This window comes from Bradyrhizobium neotropicale, assembly GCF_001641695.1.
Lineage (GTDB): Bacteria > Pseudomonadota > Alphaproteobacteria > Rhizobiales > Xanthobacteraceae > Bradyrhizobium > Bradyrhizobium neotropicale.
In genome coordinates this window covers 20,691-44,203 of record NZ_LSEF01000073.1, presented here as the reverse complement: position 1 = coordinate 44,203, position 23,513 = coordinate 20,691, and the positions used below count along the sequence as shown (strand labels likewise).

At 64.4% G+C, this 23,513-nt stretch carries 22 protein-coding genes; 14 read left to right on the top strand and 8 right to left on the bottom strand.

Features of this window, described 5'->3' with window-relative positions; genetic code table 11:
• Window positions 1–3 precede the first annotated feature (3 nt).
• The 5 genes from AXW67_RS24275 to gntR form a co-directional block, all read right to left on the bottom strand.
• On the bottom strand, window positions 4–1,158 hold the full coding sequence (locus tag AXW67_RS24275) for a serine hydrolase domain-containing protein (RefSeq protein WP_063679890.1): 1,155 nt from the start codon (window positions 1,156–1,158) through the stop codon (window positions 4–6).
• A 28-nt stretch (window positions 1,159–1,186) separates the two neighbouring features.
• Window positions 1,187–1,933, bottom strand: coding sequence for an SDR family NAD(P)-dependent oxidoreductase (locus AXW67_RS24270; RefSeq protein WP_063679889.1), 747 nt, complete (start codon window positions 1,931–1,933; stop codon window positions 1,187–1,189).
• Window positions 1,934–2,056: 123 nt separating this feature from the next.
• Window positions 2,057–2,788, bottom strand: a complete 732-nt coding sequence (locus AXW67_RS24265) for an SDR family oxidoreductase (RefSeq protein WP_063679888.1) — start codon at window positions 2,786–2,788, stop codon at window positions 2,057–2,059.
• Window positions 2,789–2,922: 134 nt separating this feature from the next.
• Window positions 2,923–4,752, bottom strand: a complete 1,830-nt coding sequence (locus AXW67_RS24260) for an IlvD/Edd family dehydratase (protein ID WP_063679887.1) — start codon at window positions 4,750–4,752, stop codon at window positions 2,923–2,925.
• Between the two features lie 146 nt (window positions 4,753–4,898).
• Window positions 4,899–5,975: an HTH-type transcriptional regulator GntR gene (gntR, locus tag AXW67_RS24255; RefSeq protein ID WP_051310549.1), complete on the bottom strand. Its 1,077-nt coding sequence runs from the start codon at window positions 5,973–5,975 to the stop codon at window positions 4,899–4,901.
• 202 nt (window positions 5,976–6,177) lie between these two features.
• On the opposite strand from gntR, the gene AXW67_RS24250 reads away from it, so the two are divergent.
• From AXW67_RS24250 to AXW67_RS24195, 12 genes are all read left to right on the top strand, one after another.
• On the top strand, window positions 6,178–7,245 hold the full coding sequence (locus AXW67_RS24250) for an ABC transporter ATP-binding protein (protein ID WP_027551587.1): 1,068 nt from the start codon (window positions 6,178–6,180) through the stop codon (window positions 7,243–7,245).
• Window positions 7,246–7,291: 46 nt separating this feature from the next.
• Complete coding sequence (locus AXW67_RS24245; protein ID WP_063679886.1) at window positions 7,292–8,611, top strand: ABC transporter substrate-binding protein; 1,320 nt, start codon at window positions 7,292–7,294, stop codon at window positions 8,609–8,611.
• Window positions 8,612–8,711: 100 nt separating this feature from the next.
• Entirely contained in the window at window positions 8,712–9,629 is a 918-nt protein-coding gene (locus AXW67_RS24240) for a carbohydrate ABC transporter permease (protein WP_201723708.1), read from the top strand.
• Window positions 9,622–10,545, top strand: a complete 924-nt coding sequence (locus tag AXW67_RS24235; RefSeq protein WP_063679884.1) for a carbohydrate ABC transporter permease — start codon at window positions 9,622–9,624, stop codon at window positions 10,543–10,545. The genes AXW67_RS24240 and AXW67_RS24235 overlap by 8 nt, the downstream gene beginning before the upstream one ends.
• Window positions 10,546–10,625: 80 nt before the next feature.
• Window positions 10,626–11,612, top strand: a complete 987-nt coding sequence (gene denD / locus AXW67_RS24230; RefSeq protein ID WP_063679883.1) for a D-erythronate dehydrogenase — start codon at window positions 10,626–10,628, stop codon at window positions 11,610–11,612.
• Window positions 11,613–11,642: 30 nt separating this feature from the next.
• Window positions 11,643–12,623: a sugar kinase gene (locus AXW67_RS24225; protein WP_063679882.1), complete on the top strand. Its 981-nt coding sequence runs from the start codon at window positions 11,643–11,645 to the stop codon at window positions 12,621–12,623.
• Window positions 12,624–12,660: 37 nt separating this feature from the next.
• The gene (gene eda / locus AXW67_RS24220; RefSeq protein WP_063679881.1) at window positions 12,661–13,311 is read left to right on the top strand and encodes a bifunctional 4-hydroxy-2-oxoglutarate aldolase/2-dehydro-3-deoxy-phosphogluconate aldolase; all 651 of its coding nucleotides are present in this window, start codon (window positions 12,661–12,663) and stop codon (window positions 13,309–13,311) included.
• A gap of 56 nt (window positions 13,312–13,367) precedes the next feature.
• Window positions 13,368–14,537 carry an acetyl-CoA acetyltransferase gene (locus AXW67_RS24215; protein WP_063679880.1) on the top strand — a complete coding sequence of 390 codons (1,170 nt, stop codon included), beginning with the start codon at window positions 13,368–13,370 and terminating at the stop codon, window positions 14,535–14,537.
• Window positions 14,538–14,661: 124 nt separating this feature from the next.
• Window positions 14,662–14,862, top strand: coding sequence for a hypothetical protein (locus tag AXW67_RS24210; protein ID WP_063679879.1), 201 nt, complete (start codon window positions 14,662–14,664; stop codon window positions 14,860–14,862).
• A gap of 124 nt (window positions 14,863–14,986) precedes the next feature.
• A complete protein-coding gene (locus tag AXW67_RS24205) occupies window positions 14,987–16,186 on the top strand; it encodes a CaiB/BaiF CoA transferase family protein (RefSeq protein ID WP_063679878.1) in 1,200 nt (399 codons plus the stop codon).
• A gap of 157 nt (window positions 16,187–16,343) precedes the next feature.
• Window positions 16,344–17,480, top strand: coding sequence for a thiolase family protein (locus AXW67_RS24200; protein ID WP_063679877.1), 1,137 nt, complete (start codon window positions 16,344–16,346; stop codon window positions 17,478–17,480).
• The gene (locus AXW67_RS24195) at window positions 17,477–17,842 is read left to right on the top strand and encodes a Zn-ribbon domain-containing OB-fold protein (RefSeq protein WP_027551576.1); all 366 of its coding nucleotides are present in this window, start codon (window positions 17,477–17,479) and stop codon (window positions 17,840–17,842) included. Before AXW67_RS24200 ends, AXW67_RS24195 begins: the two co-directional genes overlap by 4 nt.
• A 239-nt stretch (window positions 17,843–18,081) precedes the next feature.
• Here the strand turns inward: AXW67_RS24195 and AXW67_RS42140 are convergent, their stop codons facing one another.
• Complete coding sequence (locus AXW67_RS42140) at window positions 18,082–18,318, bottom strand: hypothetical protein (protein ID WP_145927836.1); 237 nt, start codon at window positions 18,316–18,318, stop codon at window positions 18,082–18,084.
• Window positions 18,319–18,351: 33 nt separating this feature from the next.
• Here AXW67_RS42140 and AXW67_RS24190 point away from each other — a divergent pair, with 33 nt between their 5' ends.
• Window positions 18,352–18,879, top strand: coding sequence for a carboxymuconolactone decarboxylase family protein (locus tag AXW67_RS24190; protein ID WP_027551575.1), 528 nt, complete (start codon window positions 18,352–18,354; stop codon window positions 18,877–18,879).
• Window positions 18,880–18,905: 26 nt separating this feature from the next.
• Window positions 18,906–19,208, top strand: coding sequence for a nucleoside triphosphate pyrophosphohydrolase family protein (locus AXW67_RS24185; RefSeq protein ID WP_027551574.1), 303 nt, complete (start codon window positions 18,906–18,908; stop codon window positions 19,206–19,208).
• Window positions 19,209–19,399: 191 nt separating this feature from the next.
• Here AXW67_RS24185 and glsA read toward each other — a convergent pair whose 3' ends face one another.
• Together glsA and AXW67_RS24175 are read right to left on the bottom strand one after the other, a co-directional pair.
• Window positions 19,400–21,247, bottom strand: a complete 1,848-nt coding sequence (glsA, locus tag AXW67_RS24180; RefSeq protein ID WP_063679876.1) for a glutaminase A — start codon at window positions 21,245–21,247, stop codon at window positions 19,400–19,402.
• Between the two features lie 22 nt (window positions 21,248–21,269).
• Window positions 21,270–23,468: a TRAP transporter permease gene (locus AXW67_RS24175; protein ID WP_063679875.1), complete on the bottom strand. Its 2,199-nt coding sequence runs from the start codon at window positions 23,466–23,468 to the stop codon at window positions 21,270–21,272.
• Window positions 23,469–23,513 lie beyond the last annotated feature (45 nt).

The window sequence follows — 23,513 nt, the reverse complement described above, 5'->3', positions numbered from 1 at the left end:
GGCTCAGGCCACCCGCCACTCGCCGACCTGGCGCGCCATGTTCCAGTTGAGCTCGTCGAGATCGCCGTCCATGTTGGAATTCCCGCGCCGTGTGTTGGTGAAGGCGGCCCAGCAGAAGCCGCCATGGGTGCGCACGGCAATCGTGCTGGTGCCGGGCAGGCTGCCATTGTGCCACCAATTGTCGGATTTGTTGACGCAAAAGCCCTTGGCGTAATCCGGGCTGACCGCGGGGGCTGTTGTCATGGTCTGGATGGTCCGCGGCCGCAGGATGTTTGCCGGCCTCGCGTAGCCGTCGACATGCATCAGGAACTGCACGATATCGGCGGGCGTCGCGATCCAGCCGCCGTGAGAGTCCATCCGCCTCACGTTCATGTCGTAGGGGTTTTCGCCCTGGCTGTAGTAGGCGACTTCGCCGGCCTGGCGCTGATCGCGGGTGTTGCCGGCGATCGACATGTCGGAGACGCCGCAGCGGCCGAGCACCTCAGTGCGGACGTAATCCGCATAGGGCTGGCCGGTGAGCTTCTCGATGATCCGACCCACCACGCAATAGCCGAAGTTGGAATAGGCGTAGCGCTGGCCGGGCGGGCGATCGAGCGGCCGGTTGGCGAGCGTCCATGCGATGAGCTGTGCGTGATCCATCCGCGGATGCGTGAACATGGGATCGCGGTTGTCGTTGCTCCAGCCGCCGGCGGTGTGCGTCAACAGGTGCTCGAGCGTGATCTGGTCGATGCCGGCGGAGTAGGGCGGCTGCCCGTAGTCGGTGCCGAGGATCGCACCAGGGCCGAACACCCGGTCCGACAGCTTGACGCGGTTCTCCTCGATCAGGCGGAAGATCGTGACCGAAGTGATCATCTTGCTGACGCTGGCGATCCGGAACAGATGCCGCGGCGTCACCGCCTCGTTGCGCTCGCGATCGGCAAGACCGAGTGCGTCCTGGTGGACGATCGCGCCGGCATAGCCGATGGCGAAGGACAGCGCCGGCACGTCGTACTTGTCCATGAAGGCGCGCGCCAGCCGCGCCATCGCGCCGCGCTCGGCCGGCGATGGCGGACGGATGTTCGGGGGATTGGGCGCCAGTTGCGCGAAGGCAGGGCCAACGAGCGGCAGCGCGCACGCTCCCGCTGCGAGCTTTACAAAATCCCGACGTGCAAGCCCCATGGTCGCCCCCTTAAGGGCGTCCAATGTCTCAGTAGGTCGCCCGGCCACCGGAAATATCAAACACCGCGCCGGTGGAGAAGGCACAATCTTCGGATGCAAGCCAGGCCACCATCGCGGCAAGCTCTTCCACCAGCACGAAGCGACCCTTCGGGATTTTTGACAGCATGAAGTCGATATGCTGCTGCGTCATCTGGTCGAAGATCGCGGTTTTCGCCGCGGCCGGCGTCACCGCATTCACGAGGATGTCATGCGCGGCGAGCTCCTTGCCGAGCGATTTCGTCAGCGCGATCAGTCCGGCCTTGGAGGCCGAGTAGTGCGCCGCGTTGGGATTGCCTTCCTTGCCGGCGATCGAGGCGATGTTCACGATCCGCCCGTATTTCTGCTTGAGCATCGCGGGCACGATCGCCTTGCAACAGATGAAGGGGCCGTCGAGGTTGATGCGCAGGACTTTCCGCCATTCCTCGAGGTCGGTCTCCCAGACGCTCTTGTTGACGCCGGCGATACCGGCATTGTTGACGAGGATGTCGATCTTGCCGAAGGCAGCCAAAGTGGCATCGCGCGCCTGCTCGACTGCGGCAGTGTCAGTGATGTCGACCTTGAAGACGCGCGCGTCGCCGCCGATCTCCTTGGCAGTCTTCTCGGCCAGGTTCGCATCAAAATCCCAGATCGCGACCTTGGCGCCGGAGGCGACGAAACGTTCGGCGATGGCGCGGCCAAAGCCCTGCGCGCCGCCCGTGACGATGGCAACGCGGCCGTTCAGATCGATCTTGTTCATGCAGAATCCCCGTTCTCTATCCCTCATGGTGAGGAGCCCGCTTTTGCGAGCGTCTCGAACCATGAAGCTCGTGGCCCATCCCTCGAGACGGAGCTGGTCGCGCCTTCTCGGGATGAGGCGTGATCAGAGCATGTAGCCGCCGTCGACGACGAGGTCGACGCCGGTGGTGAACGCGCTTTCGTCGCTGCCGAGATAGACGGCCATGGCCGCGATTTCCTCCGCGGTGCCGAGCCGACCCATCTTCTGTCGGGAGATGAACATCTCCTTGCCCTGCGGGCCCTGGGCGGCGGCACGGTCGAGCATCGACGGTGTCTCGACGGTGCCGGGGCAGATGCTGTTGCAGCGGATGCCTTGCGTGATGAAGTCGAGCGCAACCGCGCGCGTCAAGAGCGACACTGCCGCCTTGGATGCGCTGTAGGCATAACGATTGGCCGGTGGCCTGAGCGCCGCGCAGGACGAGATGTTGACAATGCTGCCGCCCCCGCCGGCCAGCATTGCCGGCAGAAACGCCTTGATGGTCCGGTGCATGGACTTGACGTTGAGGTCGAACGAAAAATCCCAATCCTCTTCCGAGCAGTCCAGGATGGTGCCGTGGTGCACGAAGCCCGCCGCGTTGAGCAGGATATCGACCTTGCCGATGCGCTTGGCGAAGGCGTTGACGTCGGCGCTGTTGCGAACGTCGAGCTTGGCCGTCTCGGCGATGCCCTCCTTGCCGAGGCTGGCGATGCCGCTCTCGTTGATGTCGGTGGCGATCACGGTTGCGCCTTCACGCGCGAATGCGATTGCGCATGCACGCCCGATGCCCGCGGCTGCGGCGGTGACAACGGCGCGTTTTCCCTTGAGGCGGTCTGCCATTTTCTTGTTCTCCTCACCTTGAATGTGTCTGTTGGCTCGTCATTGCGAGGAGCGCTTGCGACGACGCAATCCAGGGTGTCTCCGCGGAGATAACTCTGGATTGCTTCGCTTCGCTCGCAATGACGATGTCGTTGCTAGTGGTTGTCCCGCGCCACACCGAATGTGCCGGCGACGTTCTGATAGCGCGTGGCGAGCTCCATGCAGGCCCCGGTCGACTGCTGGCCGACGGTGTTGCGATAGATCTCCTGCCAGGGCGTCTGGTTCGGCGGATGCTTGAAGCCGCCATTGGCCGTCAGCTCGGCGTGGCGCTTCTTCACCTCGTCGTCGGAGATCAGGATGTTGGCGCTGCCCTTGTTGAGGTCGATGCGCACCTTGTCGCCGGTCTTGAGAATCGCGAGCCCGCCATTGGCGGCGGCTTCCGGCGAGGCGTTGAGGATCGACGGCGAGCCCGAGGTGCCGGACTGGCGGCCGTCGCCGATGCAGGGCAGGGACAGGATGCCGCGTTTGATCAGCGCCGCGGGTGGCTGCATGTTCACGACCTCGGCGCCGCCGGGATAGCCGATCGGGCCGGTGCCGCGGATGAACAGCACACAGCGCTCGTCGATGTCGAGCGAGGGATCGTCGATCCGCTCGTGATAGTCCTCGGGCCCCTCGAACACGATGGCGCGGCCCTCGAAGGCGTTGAGGTCCTTCGGGTTGCTGAGGTAGCGGTCGCGAAACTCCTTGGAGATCACGCTGGTCTTCATGATCGCGGAGTCGAACAGGTTGCCTCTCAGCACAAGGAAGCCGGCGTCCTTCACCAGCGGCTTGTCGTAATTCCAGATCACGTCGTTGTCGGGCTTGGGCGCATCCTTGCAGTTCTCGCCAATGCCGCGGCCGTTAACCGTGACCGCGTCCTCATGGATGCGCTTGTGCTGCATCAGCTCGCGCACCACAGCCGGTATGCCGCCGGCGCGGTGAAATTCCTCGCCGAGATAGAAGCCGGCCGGCTGCATGTTGACGAGCAGCGGCACGCCGTGGCCGTATTTCTGCCAGTCGTCGATCGACAGCTCCACGCCGATGTGGCGCGCCAGCGCGTTGATGTGGATCGGCGCGTTGGTCGAGCCGCCGATCGCCGAGTTGATCACGATGCAGTTCTCGAACGCCTTGCGGGTCAGGATGTCCGAGGGCTTCAGATCCTCCCAGACCATCTCGACGATGCGCTTGCCCGTCTCGTAGGCGATCTGGCCGCGCTCGCGATAGGGCGCCGGGATCGCCGCGCAGCCCGGCAGCGAGAAGCCCAGGGCTTCGGCAAGCCCGTTCATGGTCGAGGCGGTGCCCATGGTGTTGCAATGGCCGACCGAGGGCGCCGACGACGCCACGATCTCCATGAACTCCTCATAGTCGATCTCGCCGGCGGCGAGCCGCTCGCGCGACTTCCAGACGATGGTGCCGGAGCCGGTGCGCTCGCCGTCGTGCCAGCCGTTGAGCATCGGGCCGCCCGACAGCACGATCGCCGGCAGGTTCACGGTGGCGGCCGCCATCATGCAGGCCGGCGTGGTCTTGTCGCAGCCGGTGGTCAGCACGACGCCGTCGAGCGGATAGCCGTACAGGATCTCGACCAGGCCGAGATAGGCAAGGTTGCGATCGAGCGCCGCGGTCGGGCGCTTGCCGGTCTCCTGGATCGGATGGGTTGGAAATTCCATCGCGATGCCGCCGGCCTCGCGGATGCCTTCGCGGACGCGATGGGCGAGCTCGATATGGTGGCGGTTGCAGGGGGAGAGGTCGTTGCCGGTCTGCGCGATGCCGATGATCGGCTTGCCGGACTGCAGCTCGGCACGGGTGAGGCCGTAATTGAGATAGCGCTCCATATAGAGCGCGGTCATGCCGGGATTATGCGGGTTGTTGAACCATTCCTGGGAACGAAGGTGCCGGCGACTGCCGTTGCTGGCGGGCGCTTGCCCGTTGGTTGGTTTTTTTGTCATTGGTCTCTCCTGCAATGCAAACGCACTGGCGTCGGTCTTGCGTTGTCGGCTTGTGCGATGCCCAACGGCGCGGACGATGGATCGTTTGCCGCGGCGGGTCATTTCCTCACAAGTGCGATACTAGTCATGGGCGGTTGGTAACGCTATCATTTTGTTCGATCCGCCACCAGTTCGGACACCATTGGCTGGCTCTCCGCGCGCTGCGCCAGCGAGCTCTGCCGTTCGATCACCTTGAAGCCGAGATCGAGCACCGGCTCCTCCGGTCGCCGTCCTTCGATCGCCTCGACCAGCATCGTGGCGGCGGTGCGGCCCATCTCATAGCGGTTGGTGCGCACGCTGGTCAGGGTGGGGACGGTGCTTGCCATGAATTCGAGATCGTTGAAGCCGACGATCGCGATCTGCTCGGGCACTTCGATCTCCCGGCGACGGCATTCAAACAGCACGCCGAGCGCGAGGTCGTCGTTGGCGCAGAACACCCCATCGATGCCAGGCTCCCGCGCCAGCAGATCGGCGAACAGGGCGCCGCCGAGCGTCACCGAGGTCGGTGTGGCGGTCGTGACGACGAGACGCTGCTCGTACAGCGCGGTGTCCTTCATGGCCGAGACATAGCCGTCGAGCCGCCGCTGCACCCGCGGGTCCATGCGCGCCCCCACGAATCCAATCCGGCGACAGCCCTGCGCGAACAAGTGCGCAACCGCCGCGCGCGCTGCATCATAGTGCGAAAAGCCGATCATCATGTCGACGGGACTGGGTCCGAGCTCCATGATCTGCACGATCGGGCAGTCGGCCGCCTCCATCATCGCGCGTGATTCCGCGGTCTGGTCGATCCCTGTGACGATCAGCCCGGCCGGCTTCTGCGCCAGAAATAGCCGCAACAGTCTCTCCTCCTGGAGGATGCTGTAGCGGGTGTTGGAGAGCTGGATCGAATAGCGGCTGCCTTCGGAGGCATCATAGATGCCGCGCAGCACGTCCGAGAACACGTTGTTGGTGAGCGAGGGGATTAGGACGCCGATCACCTCGGTGCGCTGCGAGGCCAGCGCGCGCGCCGCGAGGTTCGGCACATAGCCGAGCTCCTTGGCGGCGCTTTCGACCCGGGCCCGCTTGGCGACCGACAAGGCCTCGGGATTGCGGAAGAAGCGGGAGGCCGTGATCGGGCTGACGCCGGCAAGCTCGGCGACTTCCGCCAGCCGGATTTTGCCTGACTTGGTGCGCTTTCGACCCATTTGCTGCTCATAGCACAGGCCCTCCCGCAAACAAAGGAACGTTGACAGCGCTACCAGCAAATACTAACCAAAGACAAATTGCCAAAACCGCACAAACTGCCGACAATGTCGCCCGTTAAGATCGGGCTTCGGTCGGTGAAGCCTGAAAGAACAAGACGGTCGCGGCGCTAGGGGCGTCGTGGATTCGTGAGGAGGGAGCTAGATGTCGTCTGTGCAAATCCGCGACGTGCGGAAATCGTTCGGCAATTTTGAAGTCCTGCACGGCGTGACGGTTCCGATCGAGGACGGTCAGTTCGTCGTCCTGGTTGGCCCCTCCGGCTGCGGCAAGTCGACGCTTCTGCGCATGCTGGCCGGCCTCGAGAACATCACCTCGGGCACGATCTCGATCGGCGATCGCGTCGTCAACAATGTCCAGCCCAAGGAGCGGGACATTGCGATGGTGTTCCAGAACTACGCGCTGTACCCGCACATGACGGTTGGGGACAACATGGGCTTCTCGCTCAAGCTGCGCGGCGCGAGCTCCGACGAGATCAACAAGCGCGTCAAGCGCGCCGCTGAAATTCTCGCGCTGTCGCCGCTGCTCGAACGCTATCCGCGGCAGCTCTCCGGCGGCCAGCGCCAGCGCGTCGCCATGGGCCGCGCCATCGTGCGCGATCCGCAGGTGTTCCTGTTCGACGAACCGCTGTCGAACCTCGACGCCAAGTTGCGTGTCGCCATGCGTACCGAGATCAAGGAGCTGCACCAGCGGCTGAAGACGACCACCGTCTACGTCACCCACGACCAGATCGAGGCCATGACGATGGCCGACAAGATCGTCGTCATGCACGACGGCATCGTCGAGCAGATGGGCACGCCGCTCGAGCTCTACGACAAGCCGGACAACCAGTTCGTCGCCGGCTTCATCGGCTCCCCGGCTATGAACTTCCTGAAAGGCCATGTGCGCACGAACGGCGTTGCCGTCTTTGAGGGACCGAACGGCGTCAAGCTGCCGCTCAAGACCGCGCCGACCGCCTCCGACGGTCGTCCTGCGGTCTATGGCGTGCGGCCCGAGCACTTCACGATCGCCGACGACGGCGCCGAGGCCGAGATCGTCGTGGTCGAGCCGACCGGCTCCGAAACGCAGGTGTTCGCGAAGATCGGCGGCGAGCAGGTCGTCGCGGTCTTCCGCGAGCGACATCAGTTCAACCCGGGCGACAAGGTCCGGCTGAAGCCGGATCCGGCCCTGGTCCACTTGTTCGACGAGGCGACCGGCAAGCGGCTGAACGCGTAGCGCAAGACCATAGCAAGACAATAAAAAGCATCACAGGGAGGACGACATGCAAGACTTTACCCGCCGGACTCTGCTTCAAGGCGGAACGGCTCTGGCTGCCACCGGCATGCTGACTGGGCCGGCACTGTTCGAGTTCGCCAAGGCCTGGGCGCAGAGCTCGCCGTGGAAGGCGGAGCCGGGCGCCAAGCTGACCGTGATGCGCTGGAAGCGTTTCGTGCCGCAGGAGGACGATGCGTTCAACGCAATGGTCGCAGCGTTCAAGACAGCGACCGGCACCGAGATGAACGTGTTCAGCGAATCCTTCGAGGACGTGCAGCCGAAGGCTTCGGTTGCAGCCAATACCGGCTCCGGGCTCGATCTCGCCTGGGGCTTGCACACGCTGCCGCAGCTCTTCCCCACCAAAGTGCTGAAGATGAACGACGTCGCCGATTATCTCGGCAAGAAATATGGCGGCTGGACGGATGCGGCCGCCAAGACCTGCAAGCTCGGCGACGACTGGCTCGGCATTCCCGTCGCGACCAACGGCGGTTACATGACCTACCGCAAGTCGGCGCTCGACAAGGCGGGCTTCAAGGAGTTCCCGAAGGACTTCCCCAGCTTCCTCGAGATGTGCAAGGCCCTCAAGGCGAACAACACGCCGGCCGGCTTCGCTCTCGGCCATGCGTCGGGCGACGCCAATTCGTGGCTGCACTGGGTGCTGTGGGGGCACGGCGCCTACACGGTCGACCAGAACGACAAGATCATCATCAACTCGCCGGAGACGGCAAAGGCGCTGGAATATTGCAAGGCGCTGTACGAGAGCTTCATCCCGGGCACGCCGTCCTGGAACGATTCCTCCAACAACAAGGCGTTCCTCGCCGGCGAGCTCTATTGCACGGCGAACGGCATCTCGATCTACGTGGCCGCCAAGACCGATCCGACCAAGAAGGAGCTTGCCGAGGACACCTATCACGCGCTTTGGCCGGTAGGGCCGATCGGCAAGCCGACCGAGCTGCAGCTTGCGCTGCCGATCCTCGCCTTCAACTTCACCAAATATCCGAACGCGGCGAAGGCCTTCGTCGCCTTCATGCTGGAGAAGGAAAACTACGAGAAGTGGCTGGATGGCGCGCAAGGCTATCTGACGCAGACCTTGAACGCCTATGAGTCGGCGCCGATCTGGACGGCGGATCCCAAGAACTTCGTGTTCTCCCAGGCTTCGAAGCGCACCCTGCCGGCGTCCGGCATCGGCACGGTCGGCGAGAAGGCGGCAACCGCAATCGCCGACTTCATCGTCGTCGACATGTTCGCCAACTATTGCACCGGCTCCAAGGATGCGAAGGGCGCGATGGTGGAAGCCGAGCGCCAGCTGAAGCGCATCTATCGCTGAGGGTCACGGAGCGGGCGGCAGTCTGGCCGCCCGCTCGTCAACACTTCGATCAGGGATATCGGGCATGGCTGATGTCGTAGTTCCCCGGGCCAGGCCTCAGATGAGAGAGGTCAACGCCTGGACCCAGCTCAAACACAATCGCAACTGGCTCGGCTTCTGGTTCATGCTGCCGGCCATGGCGTTCCTGATCTTCTTCCTGGCCTATCCGCTGGGGCTCGGCATCTGGCTGTCCTTCACGGACACCCGCATCGGCAGGGTCGGGCAGTTTATCGGAACCGAGAACTATGAGTGGCTCTGGGACGACGCCATCTTCTGGTTGTCGGTGACCAACACGCTGCTCTACACCTTCGTCGCCAGCGCCTTCAAATTCGGCATTGGGCTGTACCTCGCGCTGCTGTTGAACGAGCACATGCCTTTCAAGGCGATGCTGCGCGCAATGGTCCTCATTCCCTTCATCGTTCCGACGGTGCTGTCGGCGCTCGCCTTCTGGTGGATCTTCGACTCGCAATTCTCGATCATCTCCTGGTCGTTGAAGCATCTCGGACTGATCAGTCAGAACATCAATTTCCTGGGCGACACCACCTGGGCACGCATCTGCGTGATCTTCGCCAATGTCTGGCGCGGCGTTCCGTTCGTCGCGATCACGCTGCTCGCGGGGCTGCAGACCGTCTCGCCGTCGCTCTATGAGGCTGCAACCCTCGACGGCGCGTCGCGCTGGCAGATGTTCCGGCACATCACCTATCCGCTGCTGACGCCGATCATTGCCGTCGTCATGACGTTTTCGGTGCTCTTCACCTTTACCGACTTCCAGCTGATCTGGGCGATGACCCGCGGCGGCCCGGTCAACGCCACTCATCTGATGGCGACCCTGTCCTATCAGCGCGCGATCATCGCCGGGCAGCTGGGCGAGGGGGCCGCGATCTCGAGCGCCATGATTCCGTTCCTGCTCGCTGCGATCATGGTCTCCTGGTTCGGTCTGCAGCGGCGCAAGTGGCAACAGGGAGAAAGCAATGACTGATCTTCCTGCCTCGAAAGTCGATCTCAAGGCCGTCATATCGACGCCGGCGCGTGCCGATCACAGCGAGGGCATGAGCTATCTGCAGTCGGTGCCGCGCAGGATCGTGACGCTCTATCTGCCGCTCGCGATCATCGTCTTCATCCTGCTGTTCCCGTTCTACTGGATGGCGCTGACGTCGGTGAAGCCCGACGACCAGCTGCTCGACCTCGAACGGTACAATCCGTTCTGGACCTGGAATCCGACGTTCAAGCACTTCCACAAGCTGTTGTTCGAGAGCTACTACCCGCACTGGCTCTGGAACACGATGTACGTCGCCGTCTGCGCGACGGTGCTTTCGATTTTCGCCAGCGTGCTGGCCGCCTATGCCATCGTGCGGCTGCGCTACAAGGGGGCCAATCTCGTCGGGGGACTGATCTTCCTCGCCTATCTCGTGCCGCCGTCGATCCTGTTCATTCCGCTCGCCACCGTCGTGTTCCAGTACGGCCTGTTCGACTCGCCGTTGGCGCTGATCCTGACCTATCCGACGATCCTGATCCCGTTCTCGACCTGGCTGCTGATGGGCTATTTCAAGACCATCCCGTTCGAGCTCGAGGAGTGCGCGCTGATCGATGGTGCCAGCCGCTGGCAGATCCTGATCAAGATCGTGCTGCCGCTCGCGATACCCGGCCTGATCTCGGCCTTCATCTTTTGCTTCACGCTGTGCTGGAACGAGTTCATCTACGCGCTGACGTTCCTGCAATCGACCAGCAACAAGACCGTGCCGGTCGCGATCGTCAACGAGTTCGTGGACGGTGACATCTACCGCTGGGGCTCGCTGATGGCAGGAGCGCTGGCCGGCTCGCTGCCGCTCGTCATCCTTTACGCCTTCTTCGTTGAGCACTATGTGTCGGCGATGACCGGCGCCGTGAAGGAGTGACCTGCGGGCCTGCCATGAGAACGCGCCAAGAAGCGTATCAAGCGCGGCGCGTTCTCTAACCAAAAAGAAGGAGTAGGCTCTTGCACATTCTGGTTCTGGGCGCTGCCGGCATGGTCGGCCGCAAACTCTGTGAACGGCTGCTGCGCGACGGCCGGCTCGGCAAGAGCGACATCACAAAATTGACCATGCATGACGTGGTCGAGCCGAAGAAGCCGGAAAAGGCCGGCTTTCCCGTCGAGACCGTGTCGGGTGACTTCGCCGTGCCGGGCGCGGCTGAGAAGCTGATCGCGGGCCGTCCGGACGTGATCTTCCATCTCGCCGCCATCGTCTCCGGCGAAGCCGAGCTCGATTTCGACAAGGGCTACCGCATCAATCTCGACGGCACGCGGATGCTGCTCGACGCCATCCGCCTTGCGGGCGGCGGCTACAAGCCGCGCGTGGTGTTCACGTCCTCGATCGCGGTGTTCGGCGCGCCGTTCCCGGACGCGATCGGCGACGAGTTCTTCCACACGCCGTTGCTCAGCTACGGCACCCAGAAGGCGATCGGCGAACTGCTGCTCGCCGACTATTCGCGCCGCGGCTTCCTCGACGGCATCGGCATCCGCCTGCCGACCATCTGCATCCGGCCCGGCCTGCCCAACAAGGCGGCATCCGGCTTCTTCTCCAACATCCTGCGCGAGCCGCTTGCCGGCAAGGAGGCGATCCTGCCGGTCTCGGAGGACGTCCGCCACTGGCACGCCACGCCGCGCTCTGCCGTGGGCTTCCTGCTCCATGCCGGCACGATGGATCTCGCCGCTGTCGGTCCGCGCCGCAACCTCACCATGCCCGGCCTGTCCGCAACCGTCGGCGAGCAGATCGCCGCCCTGAAGCGCGTCGCTGGCGAGAAAGTCGCCGCGCGCATCAAGCGCGAGCCGGATCCCTTCATCGTCGGCATCGTCGGCGGATGGCCGCGCAATTTCGATGCGAAGCGCTCGCGCGAGCTCGGCTTCACCACCGCCGAGCAGAGCTTCGACGATATCATCCGCATTCACATCGAAGACGAGCTTGGCGGCAACTTCGTCGCCTGACCTAAACCGGTGAACAGTGTGGGTCGACAGATGGCGAGCGTTGCTTGCATCGGCGAGTGCATGGTCGAGCTCAGGCAGGCCCAAGGTGGACAGTCTGCCGGACAATCCAGCGGGCAGGGCGGCGGCCTCTATTCGCGCGGCTTCGGCGGCGACACCCTCAACACGGCGGTCTATCTGGCGCGGCTCGAGGTCAAGGTCGACTATTTCACCGCGCTCGGCGATGACGCCTTGAGCGAGGAAATGGTCGCGGCCTGGGCCGCGGAGGGCGTCGGCACCAGGCGCGTCGTGCGACTGCCGGGCAAGCTGCCGGGCCTCTACATGATCCAGCTAGATGCCAAGGGCGAGCGCCAGTTCTTCCACTGGCGCGACAGCGCGGCGGCGCGCCGGCTGATGGATATTCCGGAGACGGAGGAGATCCTCAACTCGTTGATGAGCTACGATATCATCTATCTCTCGGCGATCACGCTCTCGATCTACGATCCGGCCGGGCGCGAGCGCCTGTTTGCGGCGATCAAGCGCGCGCGGCTGCTCGGCACCCGCTTCGTGTTCGACACCAATTTCCGCGCGCGCGGCTGGCCGGATCGCGACGTCGCTCGCGAGGTCTTCGATGCGGCGTTTGCGACAGCCGATATCGTACTGACCTCGACCGAGGATTTGATCGCGCTCTATCCCGGCGAGAGCCATGACCAGCTGATGGCGCGCATTCCGGCGCCAGAACTTGTGTTCCGGCTCGCCGAGCCCGTCAGCCTGCTGCGCTTTCCCGGCGGGACGAGCGAGATCCGTGCCGAGCCGATGACCAAGCCGGTGGTCGACACCACCGCGGCCGGCGACAGCTTTGCCGCGGCCTATATCGCGGCCCGGCTCGCCGGTTCCGATCCGGTCGAGGCTGCCCAGGCCAGTCACCGTCTCGCGAGCCTCGTGATCTGCTATCCCGGCGCCATCATTCCGGGCTATGCCATGCCGCCGAAGAAACGGCACCGGCCGGCGACCTCACGCCAAGCGACCAAGTGATAAGCGACCAAGTGAAACGAAAGCCAAGATTCACGCGATGACCACGACTGCCCAACAGAACCAACTCGTCGCGCTGTTCAAGGCCGCGACTGTCATTCCCGTCCTCACCATCGAGCGTATCCAGGATGCCGTGCCGCTGGCGCGTGCGCTGGTCGCCGGCGGCGTCCGCACGCTGGAGGTGACCCTGCGCACCCCCGTTGCGATCGAGGCAGCGAGGGCGATGATGTCAGAGGTGCCCGAGGCGATCGTCGGCATCGGAACCATCCTCAATCCGGCCGACTTCGCCCGCGTCGAGAAGCTGGGCGTCAAGTTCGGCATCAGCCCGGGCCTGACCCCCGATCTGCTGAAGGCCGCAGCCGACAGCGCCTTGCCGTTCGCGCCGGGCATCGCGACCGCGTCCGAGCTGATGATGGCCCTGGCGGCGGGCTTCGACCTCGCAAAGTTCTTCCCGGCCGAGCAGGCCGGCGGCATCAAGGGCCTGCGGGCGCTCGGCGGTCCGTTCCCGAGCGTACGGTTCTGTCCCACCGGCGGCGTCGGGGAGGCCAATGCGGCGACCTGGCTTGCCGAGCCCAATGTGGTGGCGGTCGGCGGGTCCTGGCTGTGCCCGACGGCGGAGATCAGGGCCGGGAACTGGGCCGGCATAACTGCCATCTGCCAGCGCACCCTGAAGGCCCTGAAAGCCGCGTGAAGTCTTGCGATCGATGGGCTAAGACTTAGGTCAGGTAAGACCTAGGGAGATTGACCATGACCGCCAGCATCGTCGGATGGGCGCACACGCCGTTCGGCAAGTTCGACACCGAGACCGTCGAAAGCCTCGTCACCCGCGTCGCCAATGAGGCGCTGGCGGACGCCGGCATTGCCGCCTCCGACGTCGACGAGATCGTGCTCGGCCATTTCAACGCCGGCTTCTCGCCGCAGGATTTTACCGCCTCGCTGGTGCTCCAGGCCGACCCGCATCTGCGCTTCAAGCCGGCGACCCGCGTGGAGAACGCCTGCGCGACCGGCTCCGCCGCAGTGCACCAGGGACTGCGCGCGATCGCCGCAGGGGCTGCCAAGATCGTGCTGGTCGTCGGCGTCGAGCAGATGACGCGCACGCCGGGGCCGGAGATCGGCAAGAACCTGTTGAAGGCGTCCTATCTGCCCGAGGATGGCGACACCGTCGGCGGCTTCGCCGGCGTGTTCGGCAAGATCGCCAGCGGCTATTTCCAGAAATACGGCGATCAGTCCGATGCCTTGGCGCTGATCGCGGCCAAGAACCACAAGAATGGCGTCGCCAATCCCTTCGCCCAAATGCGCAAGGATTTCGGCTTCGAGTTTTGCCGCGCCGAGAGCGAGAAGAACCCGTTTGTCGCGGGACCCCTGAAGCGCACGGACTGCTCGCTCGTCTCGGACGGCGCCGCGGCGCTGGTGCTGGCCGACGCCGAGATAGCCAAGGGCATGAGCAAGTCGATCGGCTTCCGCGCCACCGCGCATGCCCAGGACTTCCTGCCGATGTCGAAGCGCGACATCCTCCAGTTCGAGGGCTGCACGGTTGCCTGGCAGCGCGCGCTGGAGAAGGCCGGAATCTCGCTCTCCGACTTGTCCTTCGTCGAGACCCATGACTGCTTCACGGTCGCCGAGTTGATCGAGTACGAAGCGATGGGCCTGACGCCGAAGGGGCAGGGTGCCCGAGCCATCAAGGAAGGCTGGACGCTCAAGGACGGAAAGCTGCCGGTCAATCCGTCCGGCGGCCTGAAGGCCAAGGGCCATCCGATCGGCGCCACCGGCGTCTCGATGCACGTGATGACCGCGATGCAGCTTGCGGGCCAGGCCCCCGAGGGCATGCAGCTCAAGAACGCCAAGCTCGGCGGCATCTTCAACATGGGCGGCGCCGCCGTCGCCAACTACGTTTCCGTGCTGGAGCCGTTGAAGTAAGCTTTCGTAGGGTGGGCAAAGGCGCAATGCGCCGTGCCCACCTTTGTCTTTGCGTTAAGTCATGGTGGGTACGCTGCGCTTTGCCCACCCTACTGCTCTTGATTGATTTTACAGGATTCGCATCATGAGCAATGACACGTCACTTTCACTCGACGAAATCAACGATCGCATTGCGATCCTCGAAAGCAATATCAGGCAGCTCATCGAGCAGGCCGCCGCCGCTTCCGGCGAGCAGAGCGAGGCACGCATCGCCGATCGCATCAACCAGCAGAACGAAGAACTCGAGCGGCTGCTGAAGATCCGCGAATCCCGCCAGAAGAAATAGCGCCTCTGCCGCCGCGCGGTGCATGCGGGCATACGTTCTCCGCCCTTGCTCGCGCCGCGCCGCTGCCGTTAGCTGGACCGAAATCGCGGGCCGATAGCTGAGCCCGCGCAATCGGGAGTGAACTATGGGGCCTTTGGCGGGCATCAAGGTCATCGACATGACGACCGTGCTGATGGGGCCCTATGCGACCCAGATGCTCGGCGACTACGGTGCCGACGTCATCAAGGTGGAATCGCTGGAGGGCGACGTCACCCGTCTGATCGGCCCGATGCGGCATGCCGGCATGGGGCCGGTGTTCCTCAACACCAATCGCAGCAAGCGCTCGATCTGCCTCGACCTCAAGAAGCCCGCCGGCCGGGAGGCCGTGCTGCGGCTGCTGAGGGGGGCAGACGTCCTCGTCTACAACGTCCGCCCGCAGGCCATGGCGCGGCTGCAACTTGGTTATGACGTCGTCTCCGAGATCAATCCGCGCCTGGTCTATGCCGGCGTGTTCGGCTTCGGCCAGGACGGGCCCTATGCGGCCAAGCCCGCCTATGACGATTTGATTCAAGGTGCCACCGCACTGCCGGCGCTGATGGCGCAGACCGGCGACGGCGTGCCGCGCTACGTGCCCAATGCGCTGGTCGACCGCATCGTGGGCTTAACCGCCGTCGGCGCGATCTGCGCCAGCCTCGTGCATCGCGACCGTACCGGGCGCGGCCAGCGCGTCGACATCCCGATGTTCGAAACCATGGCGGGCTTCGTCATGGGTGATCACATGGGCGGGCTTACCTACGAGCCGCCGCTCGACAAGGGCGGCTATGCCCGCCACCTCTCGCGCGACCGCAGACCTTACAAGACGTCAGACGGCTATCTCAGCGTCATCGTCTACAACGACAAGCAGTGGGAGAACTTCTTCAAGGCCACGGAGCGCGATGACTTGCGCGCCGATCCGAAGTTTGCCACCTTCGCCGGCCGCGCCGCCAATATCGACGTCGTCTACGCCGAGCTCGCACGCATCTTCGAGACGCGCACCACGGGCGAATGGATCGAGCTGCTCACCAAAGCCGACGTGCCGGTGATGCCGATGCACGACCTCGCGTCGATCCTGCACGATGAGCATCTGGAGGCGACCGGCTTTTTTCCCGTCGTCGAGCATCCGACCGAAGGCCCGATCCGCAGCATGAAGGTCACCGCGAGCTGGTCGGAGACCGAGGCCGAGCCGGTCCGTCTCGCACCGCGGCTCAACGAGCACGGCGCGGAGATCTTGCGAGAGATCGGGTACGCCGCAGACGAGATTGCGGCCATGGTCCGCGATGGTGTTACACGTTCTTTGCCGGAGTAGGGGCAAGCGATGGCAAAGGCTCTCTCATTCGTCATTCCGGGGCGCGCCCATTTGGGGCGCGAGCCCGGAATCCATTTATCTCCTTCACATGCTGAACGATTGATTCCGGGCTCGCGACGTTGTCGCGCCACGGAATGACGACAGGGAGGTTGATCCCATGAGCTTCATCACCGGCGTTGGCCTCACACCCTACGGCAAGCACGAAGGCTCGTCCTCGCTCGACCTGATGAGCAGGGCTGCCCAGCTCGCGATCGACGATGCCGGGCTCAAGCGCGCCGAGATCGACGGCATTCTCTGCGGCTATTCGACCGTCTCACCGCACATCATGCTGGCGACCGTGTTCGCCGAGCACTTCGGCATTTGTCCTTCTTATGCCCATGCTGTGCAGGTCGGCGGCGCCACGGGGCTGGCGATGACGATGCTCGCGCATCATCTCGTCGAGGCCGGCGTGGTGCGGCATGTGCTCGTGGTGGCCGGCGAGAACCGTCTTACCGGACAGAGCCGCGATGCCTCGATCCAGGCGCTGGCGCAGGTCGGTCATCCCGACTACGAGGTGCCGCTGGGGCCGACCATCCCCGCCTATTACGGCCTCGTCGCCTCACGCTACATGCACGAATACGGCGTGAGCGAAGAAGACCTTGCCGAGTTCGCGGTGCTGATGCGCGAGCATGCCTGCACGCATCCCGGTGCGCAATTTCACGAGCCGATCACGGTCGCCGACGTCATGGCCTCGAAGCCGGTGGCGATGCCGCTGAAGCTGCTCGACTGCTGTCCGGTGTCCGACGGCGGCGCGGCGTTCGTCGTCAGCCGCGAGCGGATGGGCGCGGCCGGGGTGCGCATTCGCGGCTGCGCCCAGGCTCACACGCATCAGCATGTGACGGCGGCACCTGCCCTGAGCGAGCTTGGCGCCGAGATCTCCATCGCGCGCGCCAAGGAGGCGACGGGCCTTGCGATCTCGGACGTGCGCTACGCTGCCGTCTACGACAGTTTTACCATCACGCTCGCGATGCTGCTGGAAGACCTCGGGCTTGCGGGTCGCGGCGAGGCGGCGGCGCGGGTGCGCGCCGGGCATTTCGGCCGCGACGGGGCAATGCCGCTCAACACCCATGGTGGCCTTCTCAGCTACGGCCATTGTGGCGTCGGCGGCGCCATGGCGCATCTGGTCGAGACGCATCTGCAGATGACGGGGCGGGCGGCGAATCGCCAGGTGCGCGACGCCTCAATTGCGCTGTTGCACGGTGATGGCGGCGTGCTGTCCTCGCATGTCAGCATGTTCCTGGAGCAGGTGCGATGAGCAGCAACGAGCGAATTGGCGACTGGACCAGGGGCGAAGAGGCCATCACGTACCAGACCTGCGGCTCATGCGGCCATGTACAATATTTCCACCGCGCCTTCTGCGCGGCTTGCGGAGCTGCCAATCCGCGCCAGCAGCACGCAAGCGGCAAGGGCAGGGTCTATGCGACCTCGCTGGTCTGCCGCGCCGCCACGCCCGAGACGCGCGCGCACGTGCCCTACAACATCCTGCTGGTCGATTGCGCCGAGGGTTTTCGCATGATGGCGCACGGCGAGGCCGGTCTTGCCATCGGCGATGAGGTCGATGCGAGCTTCAAGTCCTTTGCCGGCAAGCTCGTGCCGTTCTTCACCAAGAAGGCGTAGTAGGATTCGTCATTCGGGGGCGGTCCAGAAGGACCGAACCTGGAACGGGATTCTGGGCCTGGCTTGTGCGAGAGCCACCCCGGAATGACGAAAACACTCATACTAACGCTAACGCCCGTAGAACAATATGCTGGCGATGACGAGCATCGCCGTCACCGCCAGCATATGCGCGAGCGCTCCCGAGGCCGCCCTCCTGGTGGCTTCCCTCATGCCTTTTTCTCCCTAGACTTGGGCGTGACTCATCGTTGCGCGCGCTGCGCAATCGATGGCCAATTATTTTTACTCGGAACACCCCACTTCGAGTACTCGCCGCGATTTGTCCCCACGCGGCGAATATCGACTGTGCCAAGGTCGATCAGCAATGCGGCGGCAATTTGACTCGATAATGTTGCTCCTGCGTCGGCGTGCGAATACAGTTTCCGGGAATTTTCGCCGACAACGACAAAAAGCATCGAAAGTCCGAGGAAAATCCTCAAGGAAACTCTTCGGCCAAAATCCTCAGGAAAATCATGGCCCGCATCGACTACAGCGATCCGTCCAAGGCATCCGACCGCACCCGCGAGATCCTCGACAAGAACCGCCACGCCAACATCTTCCGCATGATGGCGCATTCGCCGAGCTATTTTGAGCAGTACTGCCGGCTCGGCGGCGCCATCCGCCACAAAGGCGAGCTCGATCCGATCGTGCGCGAGCTCGCGATCACGCGCACCGGAATTCTGTGCGAGGCGCCGTACGAGATCGTTGCACACAAGCGCATCGGCAAGAATGTCGGCGTCACCGACGAGCAGAATGAAGCGCTGGTGAACTGGCAGGCCGCGAGCTGTTTCGACGAGACGCAGCGCGCCGCGCTCGCCTTCACCGACGAGATCGTCAAGCTGAACAAGCCGACGGATGCGACGTTCAAGGCGATCGCCTCAAAGCTCACGCCGGCCGCGCTGGTCGAGCTGCAGCTCTCGGTCGGCTTCTACATCATGACCTCGAAATTCCTCGAGACCTTCGAGATCGATCTGCAGCCCGTGACCGAAGTGGTGGGCTGATCCGACAGCAGCGGCGAGGGATGCCGATGACGATCGATGAATATGCGGCCTGGGCCGCAACCATTGCGAAAGTCGAAGAGCACCCGTCGAACGAGCGGTTGTCCTATCTCGGTCTTGGCCTCGCCGGCGAGTCCGGCGAAGTCGCCGACCACATCAAGAAGCTCCTCCGCGACGGCTGGCTCGATCAGGCGGGTCTCGTCGATGAACTCGGCGATGTCATCTACTACTGGGCCTGCCTGTGCGCGGCGACCGGCCAGACGCCGTCCGAACTGCTCAAGAAAAGCGCAGCCAGGATCAACCGGCGGCTCAGCGAGGCCGCGAGCCGCTAGACGATCCCTTCCGTGCGGTCAATCTGATGGACCTCATCCTGAGGGCCCGCTGGAAGCGGGCGTCTCGAAGGATGGCCGCGGGCGGGATCTCGCCTCTGGCCGTCCTTCGAGACGCGCGCAAGAGCGCGCTCCGCAGGACGAGGCCGATGGGTGACGGCAGACAAACAGGCGCCTCAAGATCCCGGAGGGCCTCACATCGACGTCAGGATGTCGACCTTGGCGTTGGCCACGATCAGGCGATCGGCGAGGAGCTGCGCCAAATTGCGCATGATGCGCTCGCCGGCGCGCGGGTGCTGCTTGCGGAAACGTTCGAAATCTTTCAACGGCACCTCGAACGCGGTCGCGGCCATGTCGGCGAACACATCGGCGGAGCGGGTCTGCTCCAGGAGCGCCATCTCGCCGAAGGCCATGCCGGCGGTCAGCGTTGCCAGCCGCACGCCGTCGGGCAGCGTGACGTGGACGGCGCCGCTGCGCAGGAAGAACAGGGCATCGGCCGGATCGCCGGTGGTGAGGATTTTCGCGCCGGATTGATAGGTCCGGATGCTGCACAGCGAGGCCAGATCCGTCAGCTCCTCCTCGCTCAGGCCGGCGAGCAGGGGCTGTTCGGCAAGCTCGGTGATCTCGTGGAAGTCGATCGAGCCGCCATAGCGATACACGATCTGGTCTTCCGCCCATTCGATTGCGGTGTCGAGCAGATAGAAGTCGCGGACGTTCTTCAGCTCGGCGGTCCATTCGCGCAAGCTGTTCCATTCCCGGGAGGCGCGCTTGACCCCGGACAGGACCACCGTGACATTCAGCGCTGCCAGTTCCTCAAAAGCCTCCGCGATCAGCCGCGCGCCGGCGCGTGTCGTGGAGGTGACGCGGTGCAGGTCGAACACGACGATTTGCGGCCGCGGCCGCCCCGCCAGCCGCCGAGACACGTAGTCGACCGCGGACAGCGACAGCGTGCCAACCAGCTCGATGATCCGCACCTCCTGCTCATGGGCAGCCAGGATCTCGCGCTCCTGCGGACGGCGCACGCGCCGCGACGGGCTCTTGCCGATGTCGTAGTCGGCGATGACGGCGTTGCGGGCGTCGTCGCTGCGGTTGAGCATGTGCAGGTCGTAATGCGAGGACAGCGCCTCGCAGACCTTGATGCCGCGCACGCTATTGCCGTGCTTGTCAAGCCGCGGCGAATAGCTGCCGAGCCCGAGGCGGGCGGGCAGGGCTGCGAGGATGCCGCCGCCGACGCCGCTCTTGGCGGGGATGCCGATCCGGTAGATCCACTCGCCGGCATAGTCGTACATGCCGGACGACGTCATGACCGACAGCGTCCGCGCGATCGCGTAGGGGGTCACCACCTGCTCGCCGGTGACCGGATTGACGCCGCGGTTGGCGAGCGTTGCCGCCATCACCGCGATGTCGCGCGCCGTCACCAGCACCGCGCATTGCCGGAAATAGACGTCGAGCACAGCGGCGACATTGTCCTTGATCACGGCATTGGTGCGCAGGAGATAGGCAATGGCGCGGTTGCGGTCGCCGGTCTGGCTTTCGGAGGTATAGACGGCCTCGTCGACGTCGAGATCGCGACCGGCGAAACGTCCGAGCGCGAGGCGGATCTGCTCGAAGGCATCGTCGCCCTTGCTCTCGTGAATCAGCCCGGTGCAGGCGATCGCGCCGGCATTGACCATCGGGTTGAACGGGTGGTTCTCGGCATTGAGCCGGATCGAGTTGAAGGGATCGCCCGACGGCTCGACGCCGATCGTGCTTTCGACCCGCGCCGCCCCGAGCAGGTCCAGCGCCAGCGCGAACACGAACGGCTTTGACATCGACTGGATGGTGAAGGGCACCCGGCTGTCGCCCACTTCGTAGACGTGGCCGTCCAGCGTCGCGAGGCTGATGCCGAAATAGGCAGGGTCGGCCTTGCCGAGCTCGGGGATGTAGTCGGCGACCGCGCCGGAGGTTTCGGCGGAGAATTCGCTGAGACAATTGTCCAGAAACCGCAGCAAGGGCGGTTTCGAGCGGGTCCAGGCGGAGGCGGGAGGCGATAGCGGTTTCATCGCCTCTCTTTGTGCAACGCAATCAGGGTACGCGCAACCCGTCCGGCACCACGGCCTGCCGCCGGACCAGCAGCAACGCGATCAGAACCGTCGGCGCCAGGATGGCGAGCCCCAACAGCGTGATCTGCATCTGCGACAGTGGCATGATCCCACCGCCGGGGGTTGCGACCACGAAGCCGCCGATCACCAGCAGCACGCGGAGCGGCCACTCCAGCATGCCGGCGCCGCGGAGATCGCCGACGAAGGCCTGGTAGCCCTGGATGCCGCCGCAGATGAAGACGATGCCGAAGCAGGCGAGCCCGGTGAGCCCGAACGCCTCCAGATAGGGATTATTGCCCTGGAGCAGCAGCGCCGGATTGAGCACGAAGAAGAACGGAATGAAGTAGATGATGCTGCCGACCCACATGCTTTCCCACCCGGTCTTCATCGCGGGCGCGCCGGCGATCCCGGCGGCCGCAAACGAGGCGATCGCGACCGGCGGCGTGATCGAGGACAGCATGCCCCAGTAGAAGATGAACATATGCACCGCCATCTTGTTGAGCCCGAGCTTCTCCAGCGCCGGCGCCACCAGGATGGCGAGGAAGATGTAGCAGGACGTCGTGGTCAGCCCGAGCCCGAGGATCAGGCTGGTCACGGCGCACATGATGAGCAGCAGGAAGGCATCGCCGCCCGCGATGCTGAGGAGATCGTTGGCGAGGCTCGAGATCACGCCGGTGAGCGAGAACGCGCCGATCAGGAGGCCGCAGCCGGCGAGGATCGCGATCAGCTCGACGAAGGTCTTGCCGTTCAGCTCGAGGAATTGCAGCCAGCGTGCGCCGCCCCAGTTCTTGCCGGGAAAGAACTCGTTGAGCGCCGCAAGCAGGCACATGCCCCACAGCGCGGCATTGAGCACACCGAACCAGAACATCGCTGCTGTCGCCACGATCGAGCCCGCGAGCACGAGCGTGTTGCCGAGCTTCCAGGGCGCCGGCCCCGACCATTGGTGCAGGATCACCAGCAGCACGGAGGCATAGAACGGCGCGTGGCTCTCGCGCTTGAAGTAGAGCAGCATCACCACGAGCACGACGATCACGAACAGATAATACCAGCCGTCCTTGAAGGCGTCCCAGAAGCGCGGCAGCTCGGCGCGCGGAAGGCCCTTCAGCTTGTGGCGGGCGGCATAGGCGTCGACCTGCGCGAACAGGCCGACATAATAAAGTACGGAGGGAATCGTCGCGGCGAGTGCCACGTCGGCATAGCCCGTGTTCATGAACTGCGCCATGACGAAAGCGGTGGCACCCAACACTGGCGGTGCCAGCACGGCGCCGGTCGACGCGCAGGCCTCGATCGCGCCGGAATAGGACGGCGTGAAGCCGGTCTTCTTCATGGCGGGGATCGTCATCGTGCCGGCGGTGAGCACGTTGGAGACGATGCTGCCGCCGACTGTGCCGAGCAGGCCGGAGGCGAACACGCAGACCTTCGCCGCGCCGCCGCGGAACGTGCCGCACATCGCGAATGCGATGTTGATGAAGAACTTCCCGGCGCCCGTCATCATCAGCGCGGTGCCGAACACGAGGAAGCCGATCACGGTGTCGGCAAAGGCCTGGATCGGGATTCCGAGCAGGCTTTCACCCGAGAGCATGTGATAGGACGTGGTCTGCTGCAGCGTCGATTGCGTGCCGCGGAACGGACCGAGCCAGGTGGAATCCGCAAACATCGGATAGAAGGTGAAGGGCAATACGCTGAGCAACAGGCTCCAGCCGCCGGTGCGCCGTAGCGCCTCCATCAGCACGAACCACATCACGAGTCCGGCGGCGACGACGTTGGCCGGTGCGCCGTCGAACTCCCAGCCGAATTGCGCAGCTTTGCGGATGTTCAGCATCAGCCAGATCGCCGAGCCGAAGGTCAGCGCGAACAGCAGCAGGTCATACCAGGGGATGCGGTCGAGCGGCGCCGTCTCCGATCCCGGGAAGATCAGGAAGGTGAACGGCAGCATCAGCGCTATCAGCAGGTAGAAATATTCGGTGTTGAGCTGCGTGTAGTCGATGAAGAACCGCAGCGAGAACTGCTGGTTGACGCACAGCAGGATGGTGGCCGCCGTGGCGACCATCAGCACCCAGCGCCACGTGCCCTGCAGTGTGCGGACGCGCGTGACCTCGGCTTCCTGCAAGTCCGCCGTCGCGCCGAGATGCGGATCCCCGAATTCGATCTTCTTCGCCGGCGCTGCCGCGCTGTCGGACATCCGCGCTCTCCTCAAACGTTGCTGCGGCAGGCTAAAGCATGATCC